Origin of the sequence: Microvirga subterranea (assembly GCF_003350535.1) — a bacterium.
Taxonomy (GTDB): Bacteria; Pseudomonadota; Alphaproteobacteria; order Rhizobiales; family Beijerinckiaceae; genus Microvirga; species Microvirga subterranea.
The window spans coordinates 1-16,296 of the sequence record NZ_QQBB01000005.1 but is presented as its reverse complement, the minus strand read 5'-3'; the positions used below and the strand labels follow the sequence as shown (position 1 = coordinate 16,296).

Annotated in this window: 15 protein-coding genes and 1 pseudogene; 7 read left to right on the top strand and 9 right to left on the bottom strand. The window is 68.1% G+C overall.

Going from position 1 to position 16,296, the window contains the following annotated elements; all coding sequences use genetic code 11:
- Nucleotides 1-103: 103 nt before the first annotated feature.
- From DES45_RS13360 to DES45_RS13340, 4 genes and pseudogenes are all read left to right on the top strand, one after another.
- Nucleotides 104-268 (top strand): annotated as a pseudogene (locus tag DES45_RS13360) (pyruvate/2-oxoglutarate dehydrogenase complex dihydrolipoamide dehydrogenase); the annotation flags it as partial.
- Between the two features lie 361 nt (nucleotides 269-629).
- Nucleotides 630-1,808, top strand: coding sequence for a cell surface protein (locus DES45_RS13350; protein ID WP_114770524.1), 1,179 nt, complete (start codon nucleotides 630-632; stop codon nucleotides 1,806-1,808).
- Nucleotides 1,801-2,784, top strand: a complete 984-nt coding sequence (locus DES45_RS13345) for a DUF6384 family protein (RefSeq protein ID WP_114770523.1) — start codon at nucleotides 1,801-1,803, stop codon at nucleotides 2,782-2,784. The genes DES45_RS13350 and DES45_RS13345 overlap by 8 nt, the downstream gene beginning before the upstream one ends.
- A 4-nt stretch (nucleotides 2,785-2,788) precedes the next feature.
- A complete protein-coding gene (locus DES45_RS13340) occupies nucleotides 2,789-4,180 on the top strand; it encodes a coiled-coil domain-containing protein (protein ID WP_114770522.1) in 1,392 nt (463 codons plus the stop codon).
- 645 nt (nucleotides 4,181-4,825) lie between these two features.
- Here DES45_RS13340 and DES45_RS13330 read toward each other — a convergent pair.
- The 3 genes from DES45_RS13330 to DES45_RS13320 all read right to left on the bottom strand — a co-directional run bounded on the left by DES45_RS13330 (nucleotide 4,826) and on the right by DES45_RS13320 (nucleotide 7,253).
- The gene (locus tag DES45_RS13330) at nucleotides 4,826-5,143 is read right to left on the bottom strand and encodes a CBU_0592 family membrane protein (RefSeq protein WP_245571714.1); all 318 of its coding nucleotides are present in this window, start codon (nucleotides 5,141-5,143) and stop codon (nucleotides 4,826-4,828) included.
- Between the two features lie 96 nt (nucleotides 5,144-5,239).
- Nucleotides 5,240-6,766, bottom strand: coding sequence for a PQQ-dependent sugar dehydrogenase (locus DES45_RS13325; protein WP_114770521.1), 1,527 nt, complete (start codon nucleotides 6,764-6,766; stop codon nucleotides 5,240-5,242).
- Nucleotides 6,759-7,253 carry a DUF2231 domain-containing protein gene (locus tag DES45_RS13320; protein ID WP_114770520.1) on the bottom strand — a complete coding sequence of 165 codons (495 nt, stop codon included), beginning with the start codon at nucleotides 7,251-7,253 and terminating at the stop codon, nucleotides 6,759-6,761. The genes DES45_RS13325 and DES45_RS13320 overlap by 8 nt, the downstream gene beginning before the upstream one ends.
- Nucleotides 7,254-7,640: 387 nt before the next feature.
- Here DES45_RS13320 and DES45_RS13315 point away from each other — a divergent pair, with 387 nt between their 5' ends.
- Nucleotides 7,641-8,726: a TRAP transporter substrate-binding protein gene (locus tag DES45_RS13315; protein WP_114770519.1), complete on the top strand. Its 1,086-nt coding sequence runs from the start codon at nucleotides 7,641-7,643 to the stop codon at nucleotides 8,724-8,726.
- Between the two features lie 35 nt (nucleotides 8,727-8,761).
- On the opposite strand, the gene DES45_RS13310 is transcribed toward DES45_RS13315, so the two are convergent.
- Genes DES45_RS13310 through DES45_RS13300 form a run of 3 tightly spaced genes read right to left on the bottom strand, consistent with a single transcriptional unit; the run spans nucleotide 8,762 to nucleotide 11,716 of the window.
- A complete protein-coding gene (locus tag DES45_RS13310; protein WP_114770518.1) occupies nucleotides 8,762-9,517 on the bottom strand; it encodes an ABC transporter ATP-binding protein in 756 nt (251 codons plus the stop codon).
- On the bottom strand, nucleotides 9,511-10,575 hold the full coding sequence (locus DES45_RS13305; RefSeq protein WP_114770517.1) for a FecCD family ABC transporter permease: 1,065 nt from the start codon (nucleotides 10,573-10,575) through the stop codon (nucleotides 9,511-9,513). Before DES45_RS13305 ends, DES45_RS13310 begins: the two co-directional genes overlap by 7 nt.
- Nucleotides 10,576-10,579: 4 nt before the next feature.
- Nucleotides 10,580-11,716 (bottom strand): ABC transporter substrate-binding protein, encoded by a 1,137-nt coding sequence (locus DES45_RS13300; protein WP_114770516.1) that lies wholly within the window; start codon nucleotides 11,714-11,716, stop codon nucleotides 10,580-10,582.
- Between the two features lie 211 nt (nucleotides 11,717-11,927).
- On the opposite strand from DES45_RS13300, the gene DES45_RS13295 reads away from it, so the two are divergent.
- Nucleotides 11,928-12,701 carry a class I SAM-dependent methyltransferase gene (locus tag DES45_RS13295; RefSeq protein ID WP_114770515.1) on the top strand — a complete coding sequence of 258 codons (774 nt, stop codon included), beginning with the start codon at nucleotides 11,928-11,930 and terminating at the stop codon, nucleotides 12,699-12,701.
- Between the two features lie 18 nt (nucleotides 12,702-12,719).
- On the opposite strand, the gene DES45_RS13290 is transcribed toward DES45_RS13295, so the two are convergent.
- Together DES45_RS13290 and DES45_RS13285 are read right to left on the bottom strand one after the other, a co-directional pair.
- Nucleotides 12,720-12,956: a hypothetical protein gene (locus tag DES45_RS13290; RefSeq protein WP_114770514.1), complete on the bottom strand. Its 237-nt coding sequence runs from the start codon at nucleotides 12,954-12,956 to the stop codon at nucleotides 12,720-12,722.
- 106 nt (nucleotides 12,957-13,062) lie between these two features.
- On the bottom strand, nucleotides 13,063-14,466 hold the full coding sequence (locus DES45_RS13285) for an aminotransferase-like domain-containing protein (RefSeq protein ID WP_245571713.1): 1,404 nt from the start codon (nucleotides 14,464-14,466) through the stop codon (nucleotides 13,063-13,065).
- Nucleotides 14,467-14,583: 117 nt separating this feature from the next.
- On the opposite strand from DES45_RS13285, the gene DES45_RS13280 reads away from it, so the two are divergent.
- Nucleotides 14,584-15,444, top strand: a complete 861-nt coding sequence (locus DES45_RS13280) for a DMT family transporter (RefSeq protein WP_114770512.1) — start codon at nucleotides 14,584-14,586, stop codon at nucleotides 15,442-15,444.
- A gap of 130 nt (nucleotides 15,445-15,574) precedes the next feature.
- Here the strand turns inward: DES45_RS13280 and DES45_RS13275 are convergent.
- Nucleotides 15,575-16,296 (bottom strand): porin (locus tag DES45_RS13275; RefSeq protein WP_210210214.1); only part of this gene is annotated, 722 nt, incomplete at its 5' end.

Sequence of the window (16,296 nt, the reverse complement as noted above, 5' to 3'; positions counted from 1 at the left end):
GATTGTCTTCCTATCAATATTTCGGCGCCCGGCCGCCCGGCAGGGCGCGACCTCCTGCCCCCCCAAGCGGCCTATGACGCGAGGCTGACGCGCCGTCGAGAAGGACGAGACCAAGAGCTTCATGAAGGTCGTGGCGGATCAGGACACGAAGCGCATCCCCGGCGCCGCCATCCTAGGCACCGACGGCGACGAGGCAATCCACCCAACCATCTCCGAGCTCATCCCCGACCGTCGTGGGGATCTGCGGCCGATGGGGCGGGAGGGATAGCGGTGGGAGACATCAGGGCAGCGGCATCGACGAATCTTTGCGGTCATGCTGTGTGCAGACCTTCCGTCGACTTCCTTCGGTGACCGCCTTCGACCCAGCGCGGCCCTCGGCGGTCGAGGTCGGGCCTCGGTCGAACAGCACCTCGGCGATGTTTGGGCTGTCGATGGGATGACGCCATGTGACATCGGGAAAGCCGGCGGTTACCATCCGCGCCCAGCAGTTCAGCCAAACGGTCGGCTGGGGAACCCTCGGTCGGATTGCACATTAGCCCGCTGTGTTTTCGCAGCCGCCGCAAGCGGAACACTGGTCTCCCGTTCCCCGAATCCGCTGTGGGGTCGTGCAATGATTGGAAAGAGCCGCCATGTCTGACCTCGTCGTCAAAAGTCCCATGCAGTACTTGGACAAGGCCACCATGGCCCTGCGGGACCTGGGCATCGTCCCACCCGCGGCCATGGATGCCCCCATCAATGGCCTCCTGGAGAAGATCTCGGATCTCGATCAGGACCGGATCGCAATCATCGCCCGTACCCTGGGCCAGACCAACGTCTTCAACGAGGTCGTGCGCGAGCAGACACAGGCGATGGAGATTGGCGAGCGCTATCGCCAGATCACCGAATCCTTCAATTCCATTCGCGACGACACGAAGAAGATGGTCGACCAGCTCGAGGACCAGAAGATCGACCTTCTGGAGCGCGTCACCAACGTCTGGATGAAGGTCTCCCGCGGCGACGTCGCAGACCGCTTCGACGACATTAAGAAGGTCTATCTCGACGTAACCCGGTCGACCCGGGACCAGATCCAGCGCGAGCAGATCATCCTCGACGCCTACCGTGACTTCCGCGGCGCGCTCAAGCATGCCGAAGTGATGGCGCTGGAGGTGCTCCGGACCGCGGAGCAGAAGCTCCAAGCCGCCAAGGCGGAGCTGCAGAGAGCGTCCGACGCAGTCGTCAGTTTCAAGGGCACGGAGGTGTCCGAGCGCGCCCGCCTCGAATTGACCCGCGACGAGCAGCTCCGCCGCACCCAGGACGAGGAGAAGCGCTACCAGATCGCGAAGGATCTCTCCGATAACCTGACTGTCAGCTACAACACCTCCGAAGTCATCATGGCCCGGCTGATGCAGATGACCAATGCCAAGGAGCGCGTCTATGCTCAGGCGGTTTCGTTTTTCTCGACCAACGATTCCGTGTTCACGGCACTGAAGGCGTCGTTCACCGGCATGTTTGGCCTCAATGAGGCGACCCAGACCCTGAACGAGATGAAGGAGGGCGTCTCCCGGAGCCTGGAGGTGCTGGCCGAGATCGGCGATCAGGTCGGCGAGGCCGCCGTGAAGGCGGGCTACGGCCCCACCATACGGGCCGATGCCGTCAGGAAGCTGGTGGATTCGGTCATCTCCTTCCAGGAGCATTCCCTGGAGATCGTCGGCGAGATGCGCCGGCTCTCGACGCAGAATTCGGCCGAGATCCGCGACGCGGTCGAGGACGGCAAGCGACGGATCGCCCGTCTCGTCGCAGAGGGACAGGCGCTGCCGGCCAATGGCTGAAACGCTCGCCGCGCCAGTCGGGCAAGCAACCGGAAGGGCCCCCCAGAGCCTCGACGAGCTGATGCTCGCCATGGACGTGGTGGACACGCTCCGCCACCAGGAGAGCCTCGTCAGCCGCGAGCTGAGCGGGGAGCAGCGGGACGCCCAGCTCCTCGAGCGGCTGCGGCAGATCTATCGCGGACAGGGCATCGAGGTGCCCGACCGTATTCTCGTGGAAGGCGTGCAGGCCCTCAAGGAGCAGCGCTTCGCCTACGAGCCGCCCGGGCCCAGCTTTGCCCGCACCGTCGCCACCGCATGGGTCAACCGCGGACGCTTCGGGCGTCGCCTTCTCACCCTGCTGCTGCTGCTCGCATTCGGGTGGGGCGCTTACCATTTCGGCGTGGCGGAGCCGGCCCGGCAGCGCGCCGCGCAGGAACAGGCCCAGGCCGAGAGGAACCGGATCGAACTGGCCGAGAGGCTGCCGGCAGCCCTTGAGCAAGGATACGAGGACGTCCTGCGCGAGGCGCAGGCCCCGAAGGCGCGGGAGCAGGCCGACCGGATCCTGGCGGACGGAAAGGCCGCCGTGGCCCGGGGCGACGCGGACGGCGCCCGGCAGGCGATCAACGACCTGGAAGTCCTGCGGGCGGATCTGCGTCGCGAATACGTCCTGCGCATCGTGTCCCGTCCGGGCGAGCCGACCGGCGTCTGGCGCGTCCCGCAGCGCAACCCGGCCGGGCGGAACTACTACCTGATCGTGGAAGCGGTTTCCCCGGACGGGCGCATTCTCAGCCTGCCCGTGACCAGCGAGGAGGACGGCCGGACCGTGACCACGTCGAAATGGGGGGTGCGCGTGAGCGAGGCCACGGCCATGCAGGTGCAGCGGGACAAGAACGACGACGGCATCGTGCAGCGCAACCGCCTGGGCGAGAAGCGCCGGGGCCAGCTCGACGTGGATTATCTGATGCCCGTCTCGGGCGGCGCGATCACACAATGGTAGGGCGATGATATCGGGACGGCAGGCGCTCGCGCAGATCGAGCAGACAATCGAGAAGGCGCGCCAGCAGGAGGCGAAGTGCCAGCGCGCCTATGCGGCCGCGACCGAGGAGGTCGGCCGCCTGCGGATCGAGCGCACGGAGGCGTTCCGGGACCTGGCACGGCTGAAGCTCGACGCCATCACGCAGGAGAACGTCGTCGGACACCTCGATGACGCCGAACGGCAGGCCGTCAGCCTGCTTAACAGCCGCCAGGAGGCGTTGCGGCAGCTCACGGAGCGGCGCCGGCAGGCGGAGGAGCGGGTGAGCCAGGCAGAAGTTCAGCGGCAATCCGCGACGGACGCCCTGGAGCAGGCCGTGGCCGGCGTGGACGCGCTGCGCAAGGCGGTCGAGGCAAAAGTCAGCACGAGCCCGGAATGGCTCTCGGCGCGGGCGCGGGTCGAGGAGGTCACGGGCCAAGCCCAGCAGGCCGAGAAGAAGGCCCAGCAGGCGGAGGCCGACCGGGACCAGAAGCGCCGTCCCTACGAGGCCGACCTGCTGTTCATGTATCTGTGGAACCGGAAGTTCGGCACGGCGGCCTACCGGGTCAACCCGTTCACCCGCGCCATGGACCGTCTGGTGGCGCGGGTGGTCGGCTACGACAGGGCGCGCGCCAACTACGCCCTGCTCAACGAGATCCCCGAACGGCTGCGCGAGCATGCCCGGCGCGTCCTCGACGACCTGAGGCAGGAGAGGGATCGTCTCCGGATGCTGGAGCGCCGGGCGCTCGTCGATGCCGGCATCGAGGCGGCCGAGGCCGGTGCGGCCAAGGCGCACGCGGCGCTGGCGGAAGCCGAGCGCAGGCTCGCCGAAGCACGTCAGTCCCTCACGGAGCTGGACCGCTCCTACGACACCTCCGTGCTGGAAGGAGATGCCCCTTACCACGACGCCATCGAACTGCTGGCCGCCGCCGACGAACGGGAGGATCTCGATCAGCTCTATCGGGAAGCCCTGGTAACGCCGACGCCGCGCGACGAGGAGATCGTCCGGCGCATCCAGGCCGTCGACGTGATGATCACCCGTGCGCTGCGCCAAGCGGTGGACGCCCATCGTCAGCTCAAGGAGACCGCCCAGCGACGGGCCATGATCGAGCATGAATGGGAGGAGCTCCGGAATCAGGGCTACGACACGCCCTACGGAACCTTCGGCAATGAGGCGGCCCTGGGCAACGTGCTGGGCGGCGTCCTGACGGGCGCGATCGGCGGCGCGATCCTGGGACAGGTCCTGCGCGGCGGCTTCCACCATGGGCCGAGTCCATGGGATTCGGGCTTTGGTGGCGGATTGCCAATCCCGCCCCCCGACGGGTTCGGGACTGGTGGGTCCTTCGGCGGCGGGGACTTCAGGACGGGCGGGTCGTTCTGAGCGGACGGGCGGATGGAAAGACCCGCTGTGAGTCTGAGCTCCGCTGGCGGAGGCACGTCCAACAGGCATGATCGAACGAGCGCCCCTGGCGCGAGGCGGACGTCTTCGAGCTTGAATGCCGACGATGGTCGATTGGTGACGCGAAGGCCGTAACGCAACCATTGACCCCCTGCCCTCTCCCCGTGTTATCTCGGCAATGAAGCCGGGCACATCCGGCTCCGGAGTCTAGAAGCCCCGCCTGAGCGGCCGGCATCGGCCGCAAACGATGCCTTCCTGCCCCTATGGCCAGGGGGTGTTGGCGCATGTCCAAGGCGAAAGCCCAAAAGCCAATGCGAACCGTCTAGCGGCGGTTCTTACTACTCCCGGCCTCCAGGGCGTCCTTGGTGGCAACCTCACCGAGGGAGTTGCCGATGGAGCCGCAGGCCTACAGCGCGTTCGCCGATCTCTTGAACAAGTTTCACAGGGCGACGCCTCCGATCTAGGCGCTGTGGCTTCTCGCCCGGGCGGCGACGGTCCTCGGAGTTACGTGGCTCGTGACGCGCGCCTTGCGCGACATTGCCGCCATGAGGCTCCCTCTCCGGCCCGAGGCTCGCAGGAGCCTGCCCGTCTACGGCGTGGCGCAGGACGAGGACGGCCGGTGGCATGTCATCCGGCACGGCCGCGCACCGCAGCCCCTCGGCCGGGCGAATCCGCCGCCGGAGCTTTCAGGGCGGCTTCCGGACGCGTCCGCCGGGAGCGGGAGCGCGCATAGCCGATGACCGTAAAGATCAGCCACGCGGTCTGGGTGATGAAGGACGGCAGGTTGAAGTCGAAGATCAGCGAATAGAGGATCGCGAGGGCGCCGACCCCGTTGAGCAGGGCGTAGCGGCCGTCCTCGACCTTCAGGACGCCGAGCTGCAGCAGCCCATAGGCCGACAGATAGGCCGCAACCCCGATCAGCCCGACGAAATCCGCGATGCTCATGAATGGCGCCCGCCTTGGTTCGCCGGGGACCATACGGGGTCGAGGCCCGTTCGATAAGGCGAATTTCGTGCGGCTCCGCGCCGCCCTGCGGGCCCGCTAGTGGGACGGCGGCGGGGATTTTTCGCCGCTGCCCGCCCCGTAGGGAAGCACCGCAGGTGCGACCTCGGTCGGCGACGGCGTGAGGCTCGCCCGGTGCATGGGTGGGGCGGGCTGCTGGCCCGCGGGCGCCAGATCCGCTCGTCCGGGCGCCACCTGGTCGGTGCCGACCGGGCCCGGGCTGACGCGCCCGTCCGCCGCCGCGACGCGCCACACCCTGTTGCCGGCATCGTCGGCCACGAGCAGCGCGCCGGTCCCGTCGATGCCCACGCCGACCGGGCGTCCATGGGCGTCGTCGCCCTCGATGAATCCCGTCACGACATCCTGCGCCTTGCCGCTCGGGCGCCCGTTCTCGAACGGCACGTAGACGACCTTGTAGCCGTTGTAGGCGGTCCGGTTCCAGCTGCCGTGCTCGCCCACGAAGGCCCCGTTGGCGAATTCCGGCGGCAGCGCCGAGCCCGTCGAGAAGGTCATGCCCAGGGCCGCCACGTGGCTCGACAGCGCGTAGTCCGGCGCGATCGCCCGCTCGACCATGTCGGGGCGCGGCGGATGGACCCGCACATCGACATGATTGCCGTAATAGCTCCAGGGCCAGCCGTAGAAGGCGCTGTCCTGCACCGAGGTCAGGTAGTCCGGCACGAGGTTGGGCCCGAGCTCGTCCCGCTCGTTGATGACGGCCCAGAGCACTCCCGTCTGCGGATGGAACATCAGCCCGTTCGGGTTGCGCAGGCCCGACGCGAGCACGCGCGCCGCGCCGGTCTGCCGGTCCACCTGCCAGATCGCGGCGCGGCCCTTCTCGGCCTCCAGCCCGTTCTCCGTGATGTTCGAGTTCGAGCCGACCGACGCATACAGGAACCGGCCGTCGGGGCTGAGCGCGAGGTCCTTGGTCCAGTGGTGATTGATCGGCCCGCCCGGAAGGGGCGTCAGGACGCGCGGCTGCGCCGTGATCGCATTCGCCCCGAGGGCGTAGGGATAGGCCAGAATGGCGTCCGTCGCCGCGACGTAGAGCGTGTCGTCCGCCCAGGCGAGGCCGAAGGGCGAGTGGAGGTCCCTCAGAAGATCGTGGCGCTCGTCCACCTGTCCGTCGCGGTCGGAGTCGCGCAGCAGGGTGACGATGTTGCTCGGCTTCGGGGTGCCCGTGTCGCCGTGCGCGATCGACATGATCCAGCCGCGGATGATGTCCTTGGGCCGCACCTTCGGCTCGCCGGAGGGGCCGCGGGCCTGGACGACGAGCACATCGCCGTTCGGCAGCGTGTGGACGGTGCGGGGATTCGACAGATCCTTGGCGTAGGCCGTGATCTTGAGGCTCGCCGGGACCTTGGGGGTTTGGCCGTCGCGCCAGCCGACGATGGTCGCGACCTTGAGGTCCTGCAAGAGCGGCCCGTTCGGCTCCGGCAGCACCGGATTCGGGCCGATCTGCTGGGAGGTGTCGAAATCCGATCCGTCGTTGCATGCGGCCAGGGCGAGGACGAGAAGGCAGCAGCCGGATCGTGCGGCGGCGCGGAGGGATCGGGCGTGCCTAGCCATGGGAAAGGACCTTCTCGGTGCGGCGGCGGCCCGAGGCGTGGCCGAGCCAGCCGGTGATCATCATGACGATCACCATCGCCACGGAGAGGGCAAGGCCCTGGGGCACGACCGCGGTCCAGCCGTCGCGCGCATGGACGAGGCTGTTGACGAACCCGAGACCGAGCACGACGAGCAGGCCGAGGGCGTGCAGCCAGCCGAACCCCTGGGGCCGCAGGCGGCGGCGAAACAGCAGCCCGACGACCTCGACCACGAGGACGACGCCACCGACGACGAGCCCGGCGAACAGCAGCCATTCGGCGAAATTCTGCCATTGCAGGTTTGCGGTGCGCCAATAGGCGATGTCGTTCAACAGCGCCAGGATGAAGCAGACCGCCGGGAACGACGCGACGGTCTGCCATGCGGCGGCGAGCGGGCCGCCGGAGGTGGCATCGCGCACGGGAAACTCCCTTGAGGCGGGGGTCGGAACAGTCGGGTCGGCATGCCGCATGGGGTCCCTCCTTCTCGGGCCGATGCTTCATGGCGCCAGGCACGCGCGAAGCCGGGCCCGATGCGGCCGGAGGCACCGTTCACGAGGAGTGGAAGCCCGCCGCGCGTCGGCATGCCCGAGTCCCGTGCACGACAGCAGCGTGGTGCATGATCCAGACCTCAACCACCCATGCGGTCATCTGTTCCGAATCCCCGCGAGAAATCCTGAGGGACGCGGGTTCATCGGGCCGGATCGACCGGTCCCCCGTCATCCCTAAAGAGCCAGGCGGACGGCCGGGTGCCCCCTTTTGGCGAAATTGCCAGCCTCGCTTCCCGCGTCACAATGACGATTCGGCTGCAGCGGACGGCCAGGACAGTTGGCACCCTGGAGCCCACAGGAGGAGCGCCTATGAAACGCCGTCAGTTCCTGGCCACCGCAACCGGCGGCCTTGCCGCAAGCGCCTTGGCTGCGCCCGCGATCGCCCAGTCCGCGCCGGAGATCCGCTGGCGCCTGCAATCCGCCTTTCCGAAGTCGCTCGATACCCTGTGGGGAGGCGCCGAGACGTTCTCCCGGCTCGTGTCGGAGCTGACGGACGGCCGCTTCCAGATCCAGCCCTTCGCGGCGGGCGAGATCGTCGGCACCTTCCAGGTCGCCGACGCGGTCGCGGACGGCACGGTCGAGGCCGGTTACGCCACCACGTATTACTACGTCGGCAAGGATCCGACCTTCGCGCTGCCGTGCGATTTTCCGTTCGGGCCGAATGCGCGGCAGAAGACGGCATGGATGTACCACGGCGGCGGCCTCGACCTGTGCAACGAGTTCTTCGCCAAGCACAAGATGTACGCGGTACCGGCCGGCAACACCGGCGCCCAGATGGGCGGGTGGTACCGAAAGGAGATCAAGACCGTCCAGGATCTCCAGGGCCTCAAGATGCGCATCGGCGGCCTCGGCGGGCAGGTTCTCCAGCGCCTCGGCGCCGTGCCGCAGCAGATCTCCGCGGGCGACATCTATCCGGCGCTCGAGCGCGGCACCATCGACGCGGCGGAATTCGTCGGCCCCTACGACGACGAGAAGCTCGGCTTCGCGAAGGTCGCGCCCTTCTACTACTATCCGGGCTGGTGGGACGGCGGGCCGCTCATCCACGTGATGATCAATATCGACCGCTGGAACAGCCTCCCCAAGCTCTACAAGACGGCCGTCAATGCCGCCGCCGCGCAGACCTATGTCGACGTCCTGGCCAAGTACGACGCCCGCAATCCGGCCGCGGTCCGAAGGCTCGTCGCGGCAGGGGCTCAGCTGCGTCCGTTCAGCCAGGAGCTCATGGATGCGGCCCTCAAGTCGTCCAACGAGCTCTACGACGAGATCTCGGCCAAGAACCCCGACTTCAAGAAGATCTACGAGAGCGTCCGCGCGTTCCGGAACGAGGAATATCTCTGGTTCCAGGTCGCCGAATACGCCTACGACAGCTTCCTAATCCGCTCGCGGGCGAAGTGACCTGCCTCGGCGGCGGGCGCTGGCCCGGCTCGGGTCTAATGGGCCGCCGGACCGTCGATGATCACCTGGGCGCAGAGGCGGGAGCAGCGCTCGATCCGGCCGTCGACCTTGTAGATGTCCCGGAGCAGGTCGGGCGTGATCACGGCCTCGGCCGGACCGCATCGCACCATCGTGCCGCCGTCGATCACGAGCACGCGGTCCGCCACGCGCAGGACCTGGTTGAGGTCGTGGACGGCGAGCACGACGCACATCTGCCGCTTGCGCGACAGGGACCGGATCAGCGACAGGACCTCGACCTGCCGGTGCAGGTCGAGGGCGCTCGTGGGCTCGTCGAGGAGAAGGATCTGCGGCTCGCGCACCAGCGTCTGGGCGAGCGACACCAGCTGCCGCTGGCCGCCGCTGAGCTCGCACAGGCCCCTGAAGGCGATGGATTCGATCCGCAGGTCCGCCAGGACCTCGTCCACGGACTCGAGATCGTCGTCGCGGACGCGATGATGCCCGCCCTGCTTGCGCGCGAGAAGCACCGACTCGTAGACGGTCAGCACCGTGTTCACGGACGTGTCCTGCGGCATGTAGCAGACGCCGCAGGACGAGACGCCCCCGATGGCGATCTCGCCCGGCCCGGCGAGGAGCCCGGCGATGCGCCGGAACAGGCTCGACTTGCCGGCCGCGTTCGGGCCGATCACGGCCGTCACCTCGCCGCCCTTCATCACAGGGGTCGTGACGCCGGACAGCACCTCCTGCCTGCCATAGCGGACGCCGACGTCGTTGAGTTGCAGGGTGGCTACCATGCGCGCCTCCGGTTGGTCATGATCAGGCTGAACAGGAACGGCACGCCGACCAGTGCCGTGATGATGCCGATGGGAATGATGCTGCCCGGGATCAGCGACTTGCTGATCACCGAGGTCAGCGACAGCATCGCGGCTCCCGCAAGCGCCGAGGCCGGCAGGAAGAAGCGCTGGTCCTCGCCGATCATCATGCGGGCGATGTGCGGGCCCACGAGGCCCACGAACCCGATCGTGCCTACGAAGGCGACGGGCACGGCGGCGAGCACGCTGACGATCAGCATGGTCTCTAGCCGGAGCCGGCGCACGTTCACCCCGAAGCTCGCGGCCTTGTCCTCGCCGAGGCGCAAAGCCGTCAGCGCCCAGGCGCGGCGGAAGAAGAGCGGGAGCGCGACGGCCAGAATGGCGGTCGTGATGGCGAGCTTCGGCCAGGTCGCGCGCGTGAGGCTGCCCATGGTCCAGAACACCACCGCCGCCAGCGCCTGCTCGGAGGCGAGAAACTGCACGAGGGCGAGCAATGCGTTGAAGGTGAACACGAGGGTGATGCCGAGCAGCACGATGGTCTCGACCGTCACGCCGCGCCGCTGGCTCATGAGGTGGATGAACAGGGCGGCGCCCATCGCCATGAGCAGCGCGTTGATCGACACCACGTACTCGATGGCGAAAGGCAGAAGGCCGACGCCGAACACGAGGGCGAGCGACGCCCCGAAGCTCGCGGCCGCCGAGATTCCGAGCGTGAACGGACTGGCGAGCGGGTTGTTGAGGATCGTCTGCATCTGCGCGCCCGCGGCCGAGAGCGCCGCGCCGACGACCACCGCCATCAGGGCGACCGGCATGCGGATGTCCCAGATCACGACGCGGACTTGGTTCGACACCTCCTCGGACCCGGCGAGCGCAAGCACGACCTCCCGCATGCTGTAGCGCGCGGGCCCCAGTCCCAGATCCGCGATGACGGACAAGACGAGGACGATGCCGAGCGCCAGGAGGAGGAGCTTCTTGCGATGCACGAGGGCGCGGTATGTCCCGCGCCCCGGTCGTGCCGCAACGGATGCCGCGTGAGCCAAGGGCTTATTCCTTGTCGGTCAGGGAGACCCAGTAGCCGGGCTTGTAGGCGACCGGCAGGAAGCGCTCGTAGAGCGTCTTCATGGTCTGGTCCGGATCGAGGTCCTTGAACAGTTCTGGGTGCAGCCACTTGGCGATCTGCTGGATGGCGACGAACTGATAGGGGCTGTTGTAGAACTGGTGCCAGATGGCGTGAACCTGCCTGTTCTGCACCGCCTTCACGCCCGTATAGGCCGGGCGCTTCATCAGCGCCGCGAGCTTGTCGCGGGCCTTCGCCTCGTCGGCTCCCGACCCAACGCCCACCCAGGCGCCACCGGGAACGTAGAGTTCCCAGTTCGAGCCGGTCACGATGACCTGGTCGGGGTTGGCGGCGATGACCTGCTCCGGGTTCACGACCCCGAAGGTGCCGGGAATGATCTTGCCGGCCATGTTGATGCCGCCGGCGATCTCGACCATCTTGCCGAAGTTCTCGTTGCCGAAGGACATGCAGCAATCGTCAGTGTAGCCGCCCGCGCGCTCCATCATGACGACGGGCTTTGCCGGATTGGCCTTGGCGAGGCGCTCGGTGACGCGGTCGATCTGCTCCTTGCGGAACGCGATGAACTCCTCGGCCTTCGCCTCCTTGCCGAACAGCTTACCGATCAGCCGCATGCTCGGCTCGGTGTTCTCGAACGGCTTGTCGCGGAAATCCACGAACACGACCGGGATGCCGACCTTGGCGAGCTTCTCGGTGAGCTTCGCGTCGTCGGTCGCGGTCTTCGCCTCCACGTTCATGATCATCACGTCGGGGGCGAGCGCCACGGCCTGCTCGATATCGAAGGTCCCCTCCTTTGAGCCGCCGAAGGTCGGCAGCTTCGCGATCTCCGGATACTTGGCGAGGTAGTCCTTGTAGCCGTCGAGATCCGCCTTCTCGAAATCGTCGCGCCAGCCGACGACGCGCTTGAACGGTGTCTCAGTGTCGAGGGCCGCGACGAAGTAGACCTGCCGCCCCTCGCCCAGGATCACCTTGTTCACGGGCGCTTTGACCTCGACCGTCCGGCCGGTGATGTCGGTGACCGTGATCTTGTCCGCCGCGCGCGAGGGCACGGGCAGGAACGAAACGAGCGCCAGGGCGGCGCAGACGGCCAGTTGGGGAAGCTTCATGATGCACCTCGCACCGAGAGGAAAAGGCGGCTCCTCCTATGACCGGAGCGCAAGTATAGCAAGGATTATCTTTTAGAACTTCTACAATGAACGCTAGTCGATACGCAGTTTAGAATGGATCTATTCTACAGTTTAGAACAACTATAATTTGACGGAGTTGCAATCGAAATGTAAAGCGCACCGCATTGCATGACCGGAACAGGCCTGTCCGATGAGTTCGAACTACACCCTTCGAGATGAAATCCGCGACTACTGGTCGGCCCGCGCCGCGACCTTCGACCAGCAGGTGGGACACGAGATCTTCTCTGAAGCCGAGCGACAGGCCTGGCAGGACTTGTTCCTGCGCCATCTCGGCCCCGGCGAGGGACGCAGCGCCCTCGACCTCGCCAGCGGCACGGGCGTGATCTCGCACCTGCTCGATGGATTGGGCTTCAAGGTGACGGGCCTCGACTGGTCGGACGCGATGCTCACCCGCGCCCGCGCCAAGGCAGCCTCGCGCGGCGCCCGCATCCGGTTCGTGGTGGGCGATGCCGAGCGCACGCTGGAAAAACCCGAGAGTTACGACGTGATCGTCACGCGCCATCTGGTCTGGACCCTCGTCGATCCCGAGGCCGCCTTCAAGGAATGGCATTCCCTCCTGAAGCCGGGCGGCAAGGTCCTCATCGTCGACGGAGACTTCGTGTCGGACACGCTGGTGAAGCGCATGATCCGCCTGTTCGAACGGGTGACCGGACGAACGATGGCCCCCCATCGGCCGGACGCCATGCGCGAGACCCATGAGCGGATCCTGCGCCAGGTCTATTTCTCCAAGGGGGCGCGGGCCGCCGAGGTGGCGGACCTGCTGCGCAAGGCCGGTTTCGCCGACATTGCGGTCGATCACGACCTCAAGCGCATCCACCGGGAGCAGGCGAAGCACATGTCGATGCTCAAGGGCCTTGAGCGCGCCACCCAGCACCGCTACGCGATCGCCGCAACGAAAAGCTGACGACGGGCGCAAACCCCGTCACAGGTTCAGGATGGGCAGGACCTTCGCGGTGCCGTGAGCCTTAAGGTCCAAGCCATAGGCCTCGACCTCCTCGTCGGTGAGCTGGCGAAGGGTCTCGGCGGAGGCGTCGGGGCCGGCCGCCTGCACGGCGACGAGCTCGGCATCCTGCTCGTCCAGCGCGACGACCACCAGCGGAGCCGTCTTCGTCTCCCCCAGCCGCGACACCGTAACCGTCACGCCAAACCCTTTGTTCATCCGGATCCTCCCTGCGTCGCGCGTTCACCGGCGCGGTGAAATGGCTGCCGTCGGTAGACGGCCCAGCCTCGGCCCCGGTTCCGGAGCGGCCGCGACGGCGTGGCCGTCATGCGGCCCGATGGGCCTCCATCGCGCGCCGGAGGACAGCGATGATCCGCGGGTCGCCCGACTGCGCGACGTTGAAGCGGAGGAAGGACCCGGCCGTCTGCGAGACGCTGAACACGTTCCCCGGCGCGAGCACCACGTTCTCCGCCACCGCCATGCGGGCGAGCGCGGCGGAGTCCTGGCCGTCCGGCAGGCGGCACCAGAGATAGAACCCGCCGCGCGGCATGAGCCAGGGCCGGATGCCGAGCGGCTCCAGCCGGGCCGCCATGTCGTGCCGGGCCCGCGCGAGGCGCCGGCGCAGCTCCTCCATGTGCTTGCGGTAGCCGCCGCCCGCGAGAGCGCCGGCGATCAGCTCCGTCGCGACCGGGCTCGGCCCGCCGAAATTGGTCGCGACCTGGAGATCGACCAGGCCTTCGATCCAATCGGCACGGGCGGCGATGTAGCCGCAGCGGATCGAGGCCGAGAGCGTCTTGGAAAAGCTGCCGATGCGGATCACCCGGTCGAGCCCGTCGAGCACCGCGAGGCGCGCCGAGGGCTCTGGCTCGAAATCGGCGAAGATGTCGTCCTCGACGACCGTCAGGTCGTGCGCCGCCGCGAGGCTCAGGAGCCTGTAGGCGGTCCGCGGCGAGAGCGTCGCCCCGGTCGGGTTGTGGAGCGCCGAGTTGGTGATGTAGAGCCGCGGCCGCTCCGCCGTCAGCGCCGCCTCGAAGGCCCCGACATCGGGCCCCGCGGGCGTGTAGGGCACGCCCACGATCCGGACCTGATGGGCCCGCAGCAGCGCCTGGAAGTTGAAGTAGCAGGGATCGTCCACCAGCACCGTGTCGCCGGGCCGCAGCAGGAAACGGCAGATCAGGTCGATCGCCTGCGTGCCCGACCCGGTGAGCATGATCCGGTCGGGTGAGGCCTCGAGCCCACCCTCGGCGAACCGGCCGAGCAGCAGTCGGCGCAGGGCCGGCGAGCCGCGGGTGCTTCCGTAGTCGACCAGCGCCGCGTCCCCTCCCCGGGCGAGCGTGCGCATCGCGCGACGCAGCGCGGCGTGCGGCATCCACTCCGCCGGAAGCCAGCCGCAGCCCGGCTTCATCGCCGAGGGATCGGCATCGAGCGACTGCCGCGAGACCCAGAACGGGTCGACCGCCCGGTCGCGCCGTGGCTCCGCCTCCGCCAGGGCAAGGGGCGGCAGCGCCGTTCCGGCGACGTAGAAGCCGGACCCGCGCCGGGCGCGGATCAGCCCCTCGGCCGCGAGCCGGTCATAGGCTTCGACCACGGTGGACGGCGAGACGCCCATGGCCGCGGCGAAGCGCCGGATCGAGGGCAGCCGGTCGCCGGAGACGAGCGCCCGGCCCACCACCTTCGCCCGGATCGCCGCCATCACGGCGCCGGTGCGCGTCTCGTTCCCGTTCGTCATGTGCGCTCCGCCGAGTGTGTGGGTGTCCATATCCATACAGTTCTGCCAAATCGTATGGCATCGTGCCTGTGCGGGCCAGCCTCGATCTCCTAGCATCCGGTCCGAAAGCGAGGCGGCATGGATCGGACGACGGATGCGTGGGGCAGCGGGCTCCTGGGCGTGATCATCTTCAGCGGCTCCCTGCCGGCGACCCGGGTCGCGGTCGGGGGCTTCTCGCCCCTCTTCCTCACATCGGCCCGGGCGGTGATCGCCGCCCTGCTGGCGGCGGCCTTCCTGGTCGCCCTGAGGCAGGCGCGGCCCGGGCGCGGCGACCTGCGGCCGCTGGCCGTGGTGGCGCTCGGCGTCGTGGTGGGATTCCCGCTGCTGACGGCGCTCGCGCTGCAGCACATCACCTCGGCCCGCTCCATCGTGTTCATCGGCCTGCTGCCGCTGGCGACCGCCCTCTTCGGCGTCCTGCGCGCCGGGGAGCGGCCGAAGCCGGTCTTCTGGCTGTTCTCGGTGCTCGGCGCCGCCACGGTGGCGGGCTTCGCGCTCGCCGGCGGGGGCGCGGGCTCGCTGACGGGCGACCTGCTGATGGTGGCGGCGGTCCTGCTCTGCGGCCTCGGCTATGCGGAGGGCACCGCGCTGTCGCGGCGGCTCGGCGGCTGGCAGGTGATCTCCTGGGCCCTGCTCCTCGCCCTGCCGATGATGGCCGCACTCGCGCTCGCCACGATGCCGGGCTCCTGGACCGGGATCGGCGGTCCCGCCTGGCTCGGCCTCGCCTATGTGTCGGTGTTCAGCATGCTGGTGGGCTTCGTGTTCTGGTACCGCGGCCTCGCGCTCGGCGGCATCGCGGGCGTCGGCCAGCTGCAACTGCTCCAGCCCTTCTTCGGCCTGACCCTCGCCGGCCTTCTGCTGCGCGAGCCCGTCGCGTGGACGATGATCGCCGCCACCGCCTTCGTGGTCCTGTGCGTCGCCGGTGCCAAGCGGTTCGCGTGACGCCCGGCACGCATACGGCCTTACGAGGCCGCCGCGGCTGATCCCGTTTCTGGCTGGGCCCGGAAAGAGGCGCGCAGCAAAAACCCCGGTGTCGCCACCGGGGTTCTCTGAACCAATCGGGTAGAGCCGATCAGAAGTCGCGCTGGACGCGCAGACGGCCTTCCCATGCGCTGTCCGAGCCGTACGACACGCCCGGCACGCCAGGGGTGAAGGACGGGATGAACGCACGACCGCGGGGATCGAGGTTCACGTACATGACCTCGACGCCGAGATCCAGGCCGGAGACCGGCTGCCAGATCAGGTTCGTGCCGAGGCGCCACTCGTTGAAGTCGGCCAAACCAACCGTGAAGCCTGCCGGGTTGATCGCCTGAGCGCCCGAACCGTACTCGATCCGCATGTACGAACCGAACACGTTCTGACGGAGTTGCGGCGTCCAGTAGTGACGCAGGCCACCGGCGACCGACCAGCCAGTGGTCGTGTCGATATCACCCGTCGTGGCGTTCACGACAGCATCGACCAGAGCAACGGGACCACCAACACCGATCACGTTGAACGGGCTGGAGTTCAGAGCAGAGTTGCCGCCGTTGAGATAGGCCACTGCGCCGCGGGCGTAGGTCGCCGCGATCCAGGCCGCGTCGCCGGGGGCGAGCATCGGCAGGTTCACGTGAGCCGTACCGGAGATGGCGAAGCCGTACTCGGTGTCCGGGAAGTCGGAGAAACCGGTGATCGGGCTCGTGAACAGGTTGTCCGAGCGGAGCTGGTGAACCGCGCCGGAGAGCTGAGCGCCACCCCAGGTGCCGACATACTTGATGTTGGCGACCACGTCGGGAGCGCGCTGACCGGCGTAGGCAA

Coding starts and splice junctions, on each gene's coding strand:
- DES45_RS13350 (WP_114770524.1), top strand. CDS start 630: ATGTCTGACCTCGTCGTCAAAAGTCCCATGCAGTACTTGGACAAGGCC.
- DES45_RS13345 (WP_114770523.1), top strand. CDS start 1,801: ATGGCTGAAACGCTCGCCGCGCCAGTCGGGCAAGCAACCGGAAGGGCC.
- DES45_RS13340 (WP_114770522.1), top strand. CDS start 2,789: ATGATATCGGGACGGCAGGCGCTCGCGCAGATCGAGCAGACAATCGAG.
- DES45_RS13330 (WP_245571714.1), bottom strand. CDS start 5,143: ATGAGCATCGCGGATTTCGTCGGGCTGATCGGGGTTGCGGCCTATCTG.
- DES45_RS13325 (WP_114770521.1), bottom strand. CDS start 6,766: ATGGCTAGGCACGCCCGATCCCTCCGCGCCGCCGCACGATCCGGCTGC.
- DES45_RS13320 (WP_114770520.1), bottom strand. CDS start 7,253: ATGCGGCATGCCGACCCGACTGTTCCGACCCCCGCCTCAAGGGAGTTT.
- DES45_RS13315 (WP_114770519.1), top strand. CDS start 7,641: ATGAAACGCCGTCAGTTCCTGGCCACCGCAACCGGCGGCCTTGCCGCA.
- DES45_RS13310 (WP_114770518.1), bottom strand. CDS start 9,517: ATGGTAGCCACCCTGCAACTCAACGACGTCGGCGTCCGCTATGGCAGG.
- DES45_RS13300 (WP_114770516.1), bottom strand. CDS start 11,716: ATGAAGCTTCCCCAACTGGCCGTCTGCGCCGCCCTGGCGCTCGTTTCG.
- DES45_RS13295 (WP_114770515.1), top strand. CDS start 11,928: ATGAGTTCGAACTACACCCTTCGAGATGAAATCCGCGACTACTGGTCG.
- DES45_RS13290 (WP_114770514.1), bottom strand. CDS start 12,956: ATGAACAAAGGGTTTGGCGTGACGGTTACGGTGTCGCGGCTGGGGGAG.
- DES45_RS13285 (WP_245571713.1), bottom strand. CDS start 14,466: ATGACGAACGGGAACGAGACGCGCACCGGCGCCGTGATGGCGGCGATC.
- DES45_RS13280 (WP_114770512.1), top strand. CDS start 14,584: ATGGATCGGACGACGGATGCGTGGGGCAGCGGGCTCCTGGGCGTGATC.